General features: G+C 41.4%; 10 protein-coding genes. 3 read left to right on the forward strand and 7 right to left on the reverse strand.

The annotated features are described in order from the left end of the window. Window positions 1–22: 22 nt before the first annotated feature. Window positions 23–559 carry a pyridoxamine 5'-phosphate oxidase family protein gene (locus tag AC1DG9_RS07640; RefSeq protein ID WP_288881191.1) on the forward strand — a complete coding sequence of 179 codons (537 nt, stop codon included), beginning with the start codon at window positions 23–25 and terminating at the stop codon, window positions 557–559. A 2-nt stretch (window positions 560–561) separates the two neighbouring features. Here the strand turns inward: AC1DG9_RS07640 and AC1DG9_RS07645 are convergent, their stop codons facing one another. The 3 genes from AC1DG9_RS07645 to AC1DG9_RS07655 are packed head-to-tail and all read right to left on the reverse strand — an operon-like array spanning window position 562 to window position 4,272. Beyond that, a complete protein-coding gene (locus AC1DG9_RS07645; RefSeq protein ID WP_477634476.1) occupies window positions 562–1,884 on the reverse strand; it encodes a paraquat-inducible protein A in 1,323 nt (440 codons plus the stop codon). Further along, window positions 1,871–3,196, reverse strand: coding sequence for a paraquat-inducible protein A (locus AC1DG9_RS07650; protein ID WP_288881186.1), 1,326 nt, complete (start codon window positions 3,194–3,196; stop codon window positions 1,871–1,873). The genes AC1DG9_RS07645 and AC1DG9_RS07650 overlap by 14 nt, the downstream gene beginning before the upstream one ends. Then, a complete protein-coding gene (locus AC1DG9_RS07655; protein WP_288881183.1) occupies window positions 3,193–4,272 on the reverse strand; it encodes an AI-2E family transporter in 1,080 nt (359 codons plus the stop codon). Before AC1DG9_RS07655 ends, AC1DG9_RS07650 begins: the two co-directional genes overlap by 4 nt. Window positions 4,273–4,609: 337 nt before the next feature. Here AC1DG9_RS07655 and AC1DG9_RS07660 point away from each other — a divergent pair, with 337 nt between their 5' ends. Together AC1DG9_RS07660 and AC1DG9_RS07665 are read left to right on the forward strand one after the other, a co-directional pair. Then, window positions 4,610–8,074: a patatin-like phospholipase family protein gene (locus AC1DG9_RS07660; RefSeq protein WP_337716369.1), complete on the forward strand. Its 3,465-nt coding sequence runs from the start codon at window positions 4,610–4,612 to the stop codon at window positions 8,072–8,074. 104 nt (window positions 8,075–8,178) lie between these two features. Beyond that, window positions 8,179–9,399 carry an ABC transporter permease gene (locus AC1DG9_RS07665; protein ID WP_048907082.1) on the forward strand — a complete coding sequence of 407 codons (1,221 nt, stop codon included), beginning with the start codon at window positions 8,179–8,181 and terminating at the stop codon, window positions 9,397–9,399. Here AC1DG9_RS07665 and AC1DG9_RS07670 read toward each other — a convergent pair. From AC1DG9_RS07670 to AC1DG9_RS07685, 4 genes are read right to left on the reverse strand one after another with little or no spacing between them, the layout of a single operon-like run. Further along, window positions 9,392–9,943 carry a YfiT family bacillithiol transferase gene (locus tag AC1DG9_RS07670; RefSeq protein ID WP_172659459.1) on the reverse strand — a complete coding sequence of 184 codons (552 nt, stop codon included), beginning with the start codon at window positions 9,941–9,943 and terminating at the stop codon, window positions 9,392–9,394. The two genes, AC1DG9_RS07665 and AC1DG9_RS07670, sit on opposite strands and share 8 nt — an antisense overlap. Before the next feature lie 29 nt (window positions 9,944–9,972). Further along, window positions 9,973–11,061 (reverse strand): winged helix DNA-binding domain-containing protein, encoded by a 1,089-nt coding sequence (locus tag AC1DG9_RS07675; protein ID WP_288881175.1) that lies wholly within the window; start codon window positions 11,059–11,061, stop codon window positions 9,973–9,975. A gap of 18 nt (window positions 11,062–11,079) precedes the next feature. Next, window positions 11,080–12,030, reverse strand: coding sequence for a hypothetical protein (locus tag AC1DG9_RS07680; RefSeq protein WP_288881172.1), 951 nt, complete (start codon window positions 12,028–12,030; stop codon window positions 11,080–11,082). 48 nt (window positions 12,031–12,078) lie between these two features. Next, window positions 12,079–13,308 carry a hypothetical protein gene (locus AC1DG9_RS07685; protein WP_288881169.1) on the reverse strand — a complete coding sequence of 410 codons (1,230 nt, stop codon included), beginning with the start codon at window positions 13,306–13,308 and terminating at the stop codon, window positions 12,079–12,081. Window positions 13,309–13,395: the final 87 nt, after the last annotated feature.

Genomic DNA, 13,395 nt, shown 5'->3' on the forward strand with positions numbered 1-13,395 from the left:
CCAAAGAACAAAGCCAAAAATTATGAATAGCATTAATCAAAACCAGCCGGAAGAAAATTACGAAAACTTGAATAACAAGGACGCAGTGGAAAAAATCAGAGAACTCATTGCGGAGTCGGACATTTGTTTTTTCTGTACAAAGGCGGAAACAGGGCCTTCTATGGGGGTTCGGCCAATGAGTATACAGCAAGTAGAAGATAACGGAGACCTTTGGTTGGTTAGTGCCAATGATAGTCATACCAATCTGGAAATTAAGATGGCGCCTGAAGTAAAGCTCTACTTTAAAGGCTCCAAATATTCGGACTTCCTGTATTTAACCGGTACAGCAACCATTCATGATGATAAGGCAAAAATCAAGGCGCTCTGGAAGCCGCTCATGAAAACCTGGTTTACAGAAGGAGAAAATGATCCTAGGATATCATTAATTAAAGTAAGTCCTGGTGATGGTTATTATTGGGGTACAAAAAACGGCAACTTGGTTGCAGGCGTTAAAATGCTGATCGGTGCCGCAATAGGTAAGACATTAGACGATTCCATAGAAGGCCAGCTCAAAGTATAAAATCACATTTTTGCTGTAGCGGATTTTGTCTCTATTGGTGTTATGCGCTTTAAAATCAAGGATAATATGCCTGCATATGCGACATAGCCCACAAAAATAAAATAACCGGGTTGCAGCGAGGTGTTGTTTTGCGTTACAGTGGATAAGACCTCTTCATGTATATTCAGGTTCGAGAGCTGACTCTTTAAGATTCCGTTCAAGCCAATATAGGTCATTGCAATACCGACAACCATGACATCGGCCATGTCCCATTTACCCAAGTCAAAAGCCAAGTACCTGACCACGTTATTCTCTGCATATTTATCTTTGCCCCATATCTGGATGCCCTTTCCAATCATTCGCAGTACAGGGAGGATGACAACAAATAACAGAATCAATATGCCAACCAATATTGCGTCCGGCTTTGGCTGATCAATTAGTGCCTTTATGATGCCTAGTATACTCTTGCTCTGAAAAAATAGGACCTGGTTTTGAAAAGCTAATTTCTCCCCAAGAAGCGTAAAATTAAGCGATTGGATGCGGGCGTCAACTTCTATGATCGTAGCGGTGATACCCACCAGCAGGAGGATAAAAGCAAATAAAAGGGAGAGGATATAAAGCGGAGTATGAAGGCTTACCTGTTTTTTCATCAATAGCCAAAGGCAAAGGGCCAATAAGACGCAGCCAACCATCGCGTATGCATAATTGTAAGTTTGTTTACGTATTGTGATCAGCTTTGAATTGATCGTTTTTTCAAAATCTCCTGCATTTGAAACGCGGTATTTACTGTAGATATGACTGCTAACCGTAGCACTGGCTGGCTTGGTATTGTCGTAGGTTTCCTTCTCCAACTGATCTACTTTACTGGTCACGATACTTTTGAGCCTTTTCTTACTTGCTGGTCTGTTGATCCTGTTCACAATGGTACTGGCAAATGAGGGTACCTGTGCATGAAGGTCATCGGTGTCCACTAATGCATTGAAGGCCAATTTTTTGAGCTTACCGCCAATACTCTTTTGGGGTTTATTCACTTCGGCTACTGCCTTATTGACAAGACCGTTTAGCTGTTTTTCAACTTTTTCCTGAAGGTCTTTTTTCTGTTCTGCCGTCATGTCGAAGTCACTGATCTTTCCGTCCACCACTTTGGCAATCTTCTCCCGCCACTGATCTACCGAGAAAATGCCAAAGGTAATGTTGTTGGCCACACTATAATCTTCCTTTATCTCTTCTTGATGCTTAGAAAGTGTAGATACCCGGTAACCAAAATRGGCCTCTCCGCAGAGTAGGACACTTAACCCGGCGATAAGMAGGATTTTAAGCAACATCGTTTTTCTAGTGGGCGTCATAAGGAGTAATATATTTTAGTATGGTCGACAAAATAAGCCCGTATAGCACGAAGCTGATGAATATAATGTAGCCTGGCTGCAGCGCAGTATTGTGGGTGGTCAGCACAGTCAGATCGTCACTCTTTATATTCAGGCTCCTTAGTTGACTGTCCAGTAAGCCGTTCAAGCCTATGTATACCATCAGTATCGCAATGACAATAACATCAGCCATGCTCCACTTGCCCGATTGAAAGGCAAAGTACTTGATGATTTTATTCTCAGCAATTTTCCTTTTGCTTAGCAGATGGATTCCGGTAGCGCTCAGCTTCATTACCGGGAACAAGATGCTGAAGACCAGTATCAAAATACCCACCAATACCGAATCTACAGCCGGTTGCGCAATAAGCACTTTTACCACATCAAGAATGCTTTTGCTTTGAAAAAACAGCACCTGGTTTTCAAAGGTGACATGTTCGCCGAGTAACACAAAGTCCAGTGATTTAATGCGTGCGTCAACTTCGATCATGGATGCAGTTAACCCTACCGCAAGCAATATGAATGCAAACATCAGTGACATGATAAAGAGGGTGGCATGCAACTCTACCCGTTTCCTGAATATCCACCACAAGGATAGTACAACCACAATGCAGCCTAGCATGGCGAATGAATAATTGTAAGTTGCTGTCCTGATGCGTGATAGTGATGAGATCAGTTTATCGTTTAATTCTTCAGTTGAATTTACATTATATCTTTTATAGACCTTATCAGTTGCCGCCTTAGTTGCAGCCACCGTACTGTCTAAATATTCCGCACGTTCCAGGGCATCAAACTTTGACATGGCCGTTTTGCTAAGCTGCTTTTTGTTAGCCGGGTTATAAGCCTTTGCAAGTATTTCTGTGGCGAAGCCTGGAACCTGCTCCCGAATTTTGTCTGTATTAACAAAGGTTTTGATAACGAACTTTTTTATTTTACCATCAATGGTTTTCTTAGGTTTATTTACCAGTGCTTCTGCCTTGTCGATCAGTGCGAGAATGATTTGCTCAACCTCTTTCCGTAGTTCTTTCTTCTGTTTTGGAGTCAGGGTAAAATCACGGATCTGGTGATTCACAATGCCAGCTACTTTGTCCCGCCATTGCTCTACGGAAAAAACCCCTAGGGTAATGTTATTCACATCGGAATAATCCTGTTTGATCTCTTCCTGCTGGCCTGAGAGTTTGTGCAGCTGATAGCCAAAATATCCTTCCCCGCATAAAAATATAGCAAGGCCTAGTATGAGCAGCAACCTTGGAACAATTGATCCCTTCTTCAAAATCGTTTTTTCAAGGTCCATCATTTTTTTCTTTTGGTGAACCTTTTAAGCTGCCCCATATGTTCGGTTGGCACATTGTCTCCAAGCAGTTTCCCCCAGGGTTTAAGTCCGTTTATCCTGTCGAATATTATTTTTAGTACCGCGATAACAGGGATCGATAAAAACATACCCGGAACTCCCCATAGGGCTGCCCCTAGCAACACGATCACAATTGATATCAGCGCATTGATCTGAACCTTGGAGGACACGATTCTTGGGACAAGTATGTTATTGTCCAAAAATTGGATAAACGCATATGCGGCAATAATCAGCAGTTGTGTGGTAAAACCATCAGTGGTCAAGGTTGCCATTAATACAGGTAAGGCAATAGCGATGATGCCACCGATATAGGGCAACAGGTTCAGGATAGCCCCGATCACCCCTATAAGAATTGCATTCTGTACACCCAGTATTAACAATGCAGCTGAATTGAGTACGGCAACGATGGAAGTTTCGATGAGCAGCCCTACAATATAGCTCTGGATAGCACCTTTTGTCTCGCTAAGGATTTCAGCCACTTTAGTTTGATTCTCTTCAGAAAAAACTTCATAAAGGAAATTAAGGATAAGTGTTTTATAGAGCATAAGCAGGAAAACATATACCGGGATCAAAAAGATCACGCTTAAAATGCCCATTACGCCTGTAAGCGTTTGGCCGATCATGCCTTTGCTGCTGTTAGCCGCTTCGGTGATCATTTTGGTCTGCTTGCTTGCCGAAAATCCGAAGGATTTTTGGACCCATATCTGAAGATCGTGAAGTAACGTGCTTAATTTGTGCTTGATGGCATCCAGATCATCAAAAAAATGAGTAACCTGGGAGGAAAGAAGATACAGCACGCCAGCCAGCACAATGATTGCAATTAACATGGAGATGATAATGGCGATAATTTTGGGTACTTTTCTTTCCAGCCTGTTAGACAATGGGTTTAGAAGAATGGCAATCAGTCCGGCAAATGCAAGTGGGACAAGAATGTCTCTTAATACTGATAAAATAAAAACTGCGATCACTATGCCTAATAGTATAATCGGGACTTTGATATAAAAGGGGTAGTCTTTTTGCATAGCTGTTGAGTGCTTCCTTCACCTAACAATATTTAACCCAAGTAGTTTTATCAATACTCAATTATTTGTTGCGGATTAGCCATTAAATCATTCCATTAGGTCCCGTGGCTAAAAATGACTATTTCTAACTATTGCAATTGACGATGCGGAGTTCTAACTTCAATATTCTTACTATGGGCAATTGCTGTATTTGGCATTGATTTGCACCAACACTGATATAATACTGATTAATAAAAAAATGCATACAAATTATTTATAGCACTCTGGCTGATACCATTGGCCGCTTTTCAAAATTTGCCTTGTTTTAGCGTTTAACCAAACCGGGAGTTTAATTGATATGGACATTGTTACTGACCTTACAGCAGAAGCTGTTTGTTATATTATCCTCTATCAGGACATTTTAAAAGGCAAAGCCTCCGATCATTTAGATCAAAAGCTGCTGACCAAGAAAAGCTGGTTGAACCTTACTGTTGAAGACATCGAAGTTGAGGAGCTTACACCCAATCAACAGGAGCAGATTAAAGATTTAATCTGGCATAGTCCCGCCATGGAGGACCCGGCAAATCTTTCATATCGTTATTTTACAAGTACTCTAGGTCTTTTACAATGGCTGTCAACTAAAATACCCGGTGAAGATCATCCTGAAAAAAGATTGTTTTCCTGGCTTCCCTTTGTTGGTAAAAAGGAGGAAAATGAAGTGCTGATTCTTTTTCAGCCACCTTTTTTCTGGAGGCAGCAGATCAGGGCCTTGTTATACAATGAACCAAAAGAGCGGATTGCTCTGGTGGAAAAACTTCGTTACATGCCGCTTCAGGTCGTTTCAGTATTGGCAGGAACGGTAACAAGCCCATACCGGATACGACTTTATCAGTTGTATGAATTCTCTGATGAAAGTCCCGAACACCCGATCATTAAAGAACATGGACCAGGTATATTGAGTACCTCTGACAGAAAAGCCTATCTGGGGTGGTGGAAGGGAAAAACGGAGCTGGCCAAAGAATACCTGATTAATGACCGGAAGCTTTTGACAATGCTTAAGGAAGAAAGGGCTTTGCCCTTTGAAACACTTTTCCGCGATGAGTTGGTTGAAATCACAAAAGCCAGAAGAGCAAGAAAAGCAGAATACGATATCGCAAGCAAAAACCCTGCGGAGGATAAAAGAGAAAACACAGACAGCGATGCGTTGGATGATGGGGTCTTTGATCCGATGTGTAAAGCAGGTGAGATGGGCCTGATGGGAATTGCACTTTCCGGTGGTGGAATCCGCTCGGCTACTTTCAATTTGGGCATCTTGCAGCGGCTGGCCAATCTGAATGTCTTGAAAGAATTTGATTATATGTCTACCGTCTCTGGCGGAGGGTATATCGGTGCCTGGTTAAACTCCTGGATCAAGCGATCCGGCTCATTAAGCAAAGTTACTGATCGCCTATGTCCTGATAGATCCGGAGATCCATTGGCCGATGAAGTCCGTCCGGTCCGCTGGCTGCGAATGTTCAGCAACTACCTGTCTCCTAATGTGGGGATTATGTCACCCGATGCTTGGGGATCGGGGATGACCTGGCTTAGAAACACAGTCATCAACCAGGTTGTACTGCTGCTGATCCTGCTGACTGTCTTGTCAGCAATCTCTGATCTGTATGATACCTGGAATCTGCTGAAAGGCAAGGTTACTATGCTTAGTCCAAGAAACATTCTGATTTCCACTTTTGTCATGCTCGCTATTGGGTCGGTACTGGCCGCAATTGCGATGCGTTCTTTTTACCAGAGAGATAAGCAGGCACATAAAGGGGTGCTCAGAAGCATCTGGGAGAAACTGTCGCTTAGCTTCTCCTCACTAACCGAAATAAAAAGAATCATTCCAAATATTTTAGTTGCCTGGGCGAGCATTTGTGCTCTGGCAATCAGCATCTATTTTAATGCGATATACCCATACACTGATGATACCGGGCAGCGAAAATGGTTGATGCTGGCACTTTCTTTAGGCGCTTTTCTGGCCTTTTTATGGCTTGCGATTTGGGGTAATTATCATAAACGGGAAGACCTGATCGAGCTGGGTAAAGCCAATGTTAAAGGAAGAACAGAAAATGTGCCCCGGATTTCCAGTCCAACGGTCATTGCCATACTGCTTTCATCGGCAGTGGCCTCTGCATTGTTCGCCTTACTGATAATATTATTCTGGGAATTCGTCGCTTACTTTTACCGTGTTGCGCCTTCATTCACCAAAATTGCACCTCAAAAAATAATGTTGGTATTGGGCGCCCCAATAGTAATGGAAATCTTCTCTGTCGCAGTGATCACCAGGATGGCGCTGATGGGAAATCTGTTTCCAGATTACAGGCGTGAATGGTGGGGCAGGTTAGGAGGTTACATCCACCGTTTCATGCTGCTCTGGATAATTGTAACCTTTGCCTGTTTGATCATGCCTGACCTATGGCCTGAAAAACCCAGTGCAATGATTCCCGTGGCTTGGGGAGGATGGGCCGGCATTATTGGCTGGGGGGTGAAAAAGGCATTTGAATCCAGGGATGAAGAATCCGGTAAGTCTGCGAACATTATCAGTGTACTGATCAAGGTTGTACCCTTTCTGTTTATGATTGGTATTTTGCTGATCGGCTCCTGGATTAACGAGGGGATCAGACATGAGACCAGTGCATATTCAAATGATTTCTACGGGCAAAACCTTTATATTACTGTTATTCTGGCAGCATTGACCTTGGTTTTAAGCTGGCGTGTGGGTGTCAATGAATTCTCTCTGCATCACTTTTACCGCAACCGGCTGATCAGGGCTTTCCTTGGTGCAACCCGTACAAGGGAAGATCGGGTTAAAACGGCCAATCCATTTACCGGGTTTGATACCAACGATGACATCATATTGTCTTCTATGAAAGTAGAAAACGGCTATTTCGGTCCTTTTCCGATCATCAATGCCGCGCTAAACTCAACAGTGGTATCAGCGCTGGACCGTCAGGACCGGATGGCTGAGTCTTTTATCTTTTCTCCATTATATTGCGGCTATGACTTTAGTCCAACCCGCTCATCGACCTATAACATTGACAATGTGTACGAATATGGTTACCGGCCGACTGAAAAGTTTTCCAATAAAAACGGAGGACCCACCCTGGGAACAGCCATGGCTATATCAGGTGCTGCGGTAAGCCCAAACTGGGGATATCATTCCTCTGCAACCATGGCATTTTTAATGACCCTGTTCAATGTACGGCTGGGCTGGTGGATAGGCAATCCAAGGCGTGATCGCTGGAAAATGCAGGATCCGAAACTCGGGTTACTGTACTTGTTGAGAGACTTGGTCGGGAAGTCCGATATAGATATGAAATACGTATGCCTATCAGATGGGGGCCATTTTGACAACATGGGGCTTTATGAACTGGTACGCAGGCGATGTAGTTATATCCTGATAGGAGATGGAGAACAGGATCAGGAAGGAACCTGTGAAGGATTTGCAAATGCAATCAGGCGTTGTCGTATTGATTTTGGTGTTGAGATCAATATTGACCTGAAAAACATTACCAGCAAGTTAAAAGACAGGGATTCGGCACACATTGCAAGAGGCTATATCACCTATCCCGGATATGCGCAGAAGAAAGGAACATTGATTTACATCAAAGCATCACTGACAGGCGATGAACCGGTGGATATCCGCGAATATGCCTTAGCAAATACGGATTTCCCCCACCAATCAACAGGCGACCAGTTTTTTGACGAGGCTCAGTTTGAAAGTTACCGAAAACTGGGCTATCATTCCATAGACGATCTGAAGGAACTATACCTTCCCAATGGATAATCAATAACAAGTCAACCTTCATGTCTTTTATTCATTAAAGAATAAACAGAATATTAATGAAATAAAAAATGCATTTTTGCTACGTTACAATTTATTGCAAGAGGTTGAATACAGAATATTTCATAGCAGGGCGCATAGCAGTAAAATCTGAGCGCACATTCTCAAAACTAATAGTTCGTATTGCTATAGCAGGGGTAATGCTCAGTCTTGCTGTAATGATGCTTTCGGTTGCGATTATTAAAGGCTTTAAAAGCGAGATACAGGAAAAAGTAAGAGGTTACATTGGCGATGTGAGAATCTTTAAGTTTGATCTTAACAATTCATTTGAACTGTCGCCTTTTGTACCTGAACCCGAAACTATAGCCAAGCTTAAAAGCAATCCCGATATCGAATATTTTCAACCCTATGCAACAAAACCAGCCATCATTTCTGCTAATGATGAAGTTGAAGGCATAAATTTTAAAGGCATAGATAAGACCTTTAACTGGGATTATATACGTAAACACCTGGTAAGCGGAACAGTTATAAACTTTGCCGATAGTGCTGCCGCCACCAAGCAGATCATGATCTCTCAATTTACTGCCAACCGCCTTAAACTAAAAACAGGCGACGACTTTATCATGCATTTCGTACAGGATCCTCCTCGCAGGCGACCATTTAAAATAGTCGGAATTTATGATATTGGTGTAGAAGAGATCGACAAAGGCTTTGTAATGGGCGATCTTAATCTGATCCGCCGTTTAAACAACTGGAAGCCTAATGAAATAGGGGGTATAGAGATCAGAATTAAGAATTTTGCTAATCTTAAAACCGTTTCAACAAATATTTACACAGAACTGGAAACAAAGCTGAAGTCAGAATCCGTTCAAGACTATTTTCCGGCAATATTTACCTGGCTATCCCTGTTAGATGTAAACACAAAAATTATCCTTGCATTAATGATGGTAGTAGGCGTAATCAATATGATTACCGCTTTATTAATCATGATACTGGAACGCACCAATATGATCGGTATGCTAAAAACCTTTGGTATGACAGATTTTAGTGTAATGAAAATATTCCTCTATAATGCCCTTTACCTGGTAGGAATTGGAGTAATATTGGGCAATGTTCTGGGGCTTGGCTTAGCCTTTCTGCAAACCCATACCCATATTTTTAAATTAGATCAAACGTCTTATTACCTGGCGTATGTGCCAATTGAAATACAATTTACCGATGTGTTACTGTTAAACATCTCTACAATTGTAATTTGTTTTGTGGTACTTATTATACCTTCGTTATTGGTGAGCAGGATAAGTCCTTTAAAAGCAATCAGGTTTAAATAGAAAGCCAGCCTTGCCTCTTTTTCAATTCAGTAATATGAGCAAGGTGGTGACGGCAATGCCAGTCATACAAACCGGTATTTTCATTAATCTTTATACTTCTGCCATGTTCCGGATGTATAAAATCCCTTTCCAATTCTTCTGCAGTAAGTGAATTTAGTAGAAACACCCATCGCTGATGAAGTCCCTCCAAAATCCTCAGACTCGATTCAACTGGCAACCCCCTGCTATCCGCTAGTTCAGCCCATCTTTCTTCATAATAAGCCTTTATTACAGGGCTATCTTCGGTCAAAGCCCATTTCAGTCTTATCTGGCTGTTCATATGGCTGTCGGCACAATGATGAACCACCTGTCTAACTGTCCAGCCTCCTGGCCTGTAAGGAGTGTCTAGTTGTGCATCACTTAAATGAGCTACCTCTTTCCTTAAAGCTTCAGGAAACGAAGCAATAGTAGCAATATAACCATCCAATAAAGCTTTAGTGATTTGAGCAGGTTGCTCGAACTTTCCAATTGGGTAACGTAATTTTTCTAACTCAGTTGAAGTCATTTTGGTGGTTTATTTATATCTAATGCAAATCATTCACTACTACCAGTAAACTTAACAAATCTGTTTACCGATTTCTTAACAGCCTCTGATTTTGCTTTGTTTAATTCCCTAAAAAGACAAGTCTCAACAACTACAGATTTGCCTTTTATAGTCCTTTTCCATGTCCCCTCAATTATGCCGTCAACAATAATCATTCTGTCGAACACAGGGTTTTTCTTCCTAAACTCACTGGTTAATTTTATCGGATTAAATATTGCAGTGCGATCAATGTATCCCATACCATACTCATCGTAATCAGGCATCAGGAAACTCTTTTGAATCTTTTTAGCTAAAGAAGCATCCAATGCCAACTCTAATGTTTCCCTTTTTAGCAGGTATTCATTACCGTCAAATACCTCTTTGGTAAATACCTTGCTATCAAGCATAGCACCAGCCTTTTTTGCATCGGTAATGGTTAGGCCAGACCACACTGAGAAATCCTTAAGTGTAGCAGGCCCTCTGCTTGTAAAATATCGTTCGGCTAGCAATAATAAAGCCTCATCTTTAGCTATCGAGATCGCAGTTGACGCTCTTTCATCAAATAAAGCATAAGTAAATTGTTTGCCTTCGCGCCTGCCACTACACACCAAACAGTCCATCTCCGCATTCATCATTACATGACCCATTTGTCTGCCATTTAAACTGATCCCATTATTTTGAAACAGATCACTCAACTCAAGTCGGGTAAGGTGATGGCCACCGGTTAATGCCTTACCAATAATATCATTGCATTTATTAAAAAGCTTGCTGTCAAGTTCAAGCTCCCTTTCGTAATAAGCCATGGCTTTACGAATTCTGGGAGCAGTAAGCTCAAGCAACCATCTAATGTCCTCTGGAGTTGCAAAATGCCAGGTAGGGCGAAGCAAGTGAGTCCTTAGTATTTGGCCATCATTAAAGGCTTTTTCTACATCCGCATCGGTAACATTGTTTAACCGCAAACCAATTGCCCATTTCGACATCGCATATTCCTGCGCCTGCATGGCCACCATCCATCTCACGATTTCCTGAGGAGTACTAAACGAAGTTTTGGCAATTTGCTGATTAAAGAGCCGGTAATTAATAATGTCAGAAACATTCATATAGGGATGTGTACGATGTTAATTCTCGCAGGCTAATAAATTAGATTGCCCTAAACGCTGACAACCCCTGCTTGCAGGCACGGCAACCATACCAACAGGCAGATAATTTACTGTTGCAATTGTTTTAGGTACATAAATAACCACTTCCGTTCTGCTATAAGAATGAGGCAGGTATTTAATGTAATAACCATCAGGATGCAAACCCCATATCCCCCTTGGGAAATCTGTATTTGGAGCAGCACTGCCACTAAGCATTGCCAATTGTTCAATTTGATCGTACGATGAATTGGCCTGATATAACAGACCTCTCATTTTGTTCTCAATTTCTACAATGGTCTTGGCAGGCTCAGGTAGGTTGGCAGTTATCTTTAACATCGCTTCGCTTGATAAATAATCCATTATGCTGCTGCTTAAGGCCGACAAATCATTTTTGTTAAGCAATTTAGCGGCTACAAGCTGAAGATCAGGCGAGAGTTTACTGAAGTTAGTTTTTGCAATTATTGCCCATAAAAGCAATTGTACTTTGCTTTGTTCAATCTCTGGATGCTGCTCCCAATTCGCGATAAGCGTTCTGGCAATCGTTTCTTTTGGGCCTGCCAAAGGTGCATACAAGTAGCCGTCGCCATTACCCGGCCCGTGGGTACCTGCTTTTAAGCAAAAACTTTTAAAAGTTCCGGTATAAAAACCCGGTTTTAAAGTAAAGCCCTGTGCCGATGTATAGCTTGAGGTTAAATCACAAAGTTTCTTTTTAACCGAGTCAGCGCCAAAGTCTACAGGCATTGTTTCGGTCTTGTTGCAATCGTCAAAGTTGGTGGTTATAGGGTCACTTTGAAGTAGCTTAAGTTGTTTGTTATTAAGGATGCTACCTGCGGCGTTGTTTAACGCATCTTTTAATTTGCCGAATTGTGCATTGGCATTAACACAACAAACCAGTAATAGCAAGATCAGGATTGGAGAGGTCTTTTTCATATAGATGTAATTTAAGATAGATGGTAAATCTACTATCAAATTTAACAACTATTTCTTGCCACCCAAACTTAATTTCAGGTTCAGACCAGCGGTGTTTATTTTGATGTTTTTGTCGCCATAACCGCGCAGCGAGGGTTTAAAGAAAGGCTCAAAAGTTAACGTGCTGCTTTTTCCAAGCGACTGATTAATCCCTATTGCAAAAATGGCACTATTGGCAAAGTCAAATCCCTTAAAATTGCTTTCTTCAGTTTTTCCTTTAAAGTCTGAATAACTATTTGAATAAGGGTTAAAGCCACTTATGGAACTGGAATATTTTTGATTGAGGTAGGTGCTTGAATTTACGCCTGTAGAAAGATAGTACTTGCCGCTTTTTCCGGGATAAAATTTAACAGCTACAGGAATGTCTATATTAAGAAATCGTGCGTCTAATTTAGTGCCATTTGCCCCAACTACATAACCGTTTATAAGGGCAGCATCTGCTGCACTGCTGGACAAGTTAGATAATGATGAGGGCACGGAGCTCTGATAAGTAATATTGGTTTCACTAATGCCGGCACCCATAGAAAGGTAAACGTTCTTATTGATCCGAATGTTGGCATTGAAACCCGCACCTGCATTTACTTTTACCGGATTATCTGCGTAATAATTTAAAAATGTAGCTGTATAAACATCAAACAATGCATTTTTTTTATCTTCTCTGGCTTTTTTACCAGCCGACGCCAATACAGGTTTATTTTCTTTTTCATTCTCTTTTTGTAAGAACTCAAGTATTGTAGGTTTAGTGGTCTTTACACTATCGGGTTTAACGGCAACAACATTTGCAAGCAGATTGGCGCTATCTCTGCCGGGCTCATTGCTGTTTATGATTGTATCAGTAATACTAACAGGTATTAATTGTTTTTCCTCTAAGTTGGCTGGCGCAATTCCTTTAACGATTTTTGCAGATACAATTTTTTTGTCAAAAGTATTGATCTCTTTATTAGTGGCTTTATCTAAATTACTGTCGGTTTTTTGAGGCGCTATAGGCGTTGCTTTTGCGGTATTATTTTGCTGACTAACATTCTTGAAAGAATCATTATTATTAGTGTTAAATAAGAAAACCCCAGCTAGCAGTAAAGACGCAGCGATGCCAGATAACCAAAGGTACAGCGGCTTATGACTGCTTTTTGAAGGGAAATCTTTTCTAAGTTCTGCCCAGCCATAATCTGCCCCTTCAGTATCAAATTCTTCGAAAACTGCCTTAATATGATTGCTGAATTTATCGTCTAACGTGTTCATATCTTTATAAGGTCACTTTGTATTAATTTTTGCAATGCCTGTTTAGCCCGGGTAAGGTAAGTTCTAGATGAGCTTTCGGGTATATTT

This window comes from Pedobacter sp. 05L430 (assembly GCF_056397585.1).

Coding starts and splice junctions, on each gene's coding strand:
- AC1DG9_RS07640 (WP_288881191.1), top strand. CDS start 23: ATGAATAGCATTAATCAAAACCAGCCGGAAGAAAATTACGAAAACTTG.
- AC1DG9_RS07650 (WP_288881186.1), bottom strand. CDS start 3,196: ATGATGGACCTTGAAAAAACGATTTTGAAGAAGGGATCAATTGTTCCA.
- AC1DG9_RS07655 (WP_288881183.1), bottom strand. CDS start 4,272: ATGCAAAAAGACTACCCCTTTTATATCAAAGTCCCGATTATACTATTA.
- AC1DG9_RS07660 (WP_337716369.1), top strand. CDS start 4,610: ATGGACATTGTTACTGACCTTACAGCAGAAGCTGTTTGTTATATTATC.
- AC1DG9_RS07670 (WP_172659459.1), bottom strand. CDS start 9,943: ATGACTTCAACTGAGTTAGAAAAATTACGTTACCCAATTGGAAAGTTC.
- AC1DG9_RS07675 (WP_288881175.1), bottom strand. CDS start 11,061: ATGAATGTTTCTGACATTATTAATTACCGGCTCTTTAATCAGCAAATT.
- AC1DG9_RS07680 (WP_288881172.1), bottom strand. CDS start 12,030: ATGAAAAAGACCTCTCCAATCCTGATCTTGCTATTACTGGTTTGTTGT.
- AC1DG9_RS07685 (WP_288881169.1), bottom strand. CDS start 13,308: ATGAACACGTTAGACGATAAATTCAGCAATCATATTAAGGCAGTTTTC.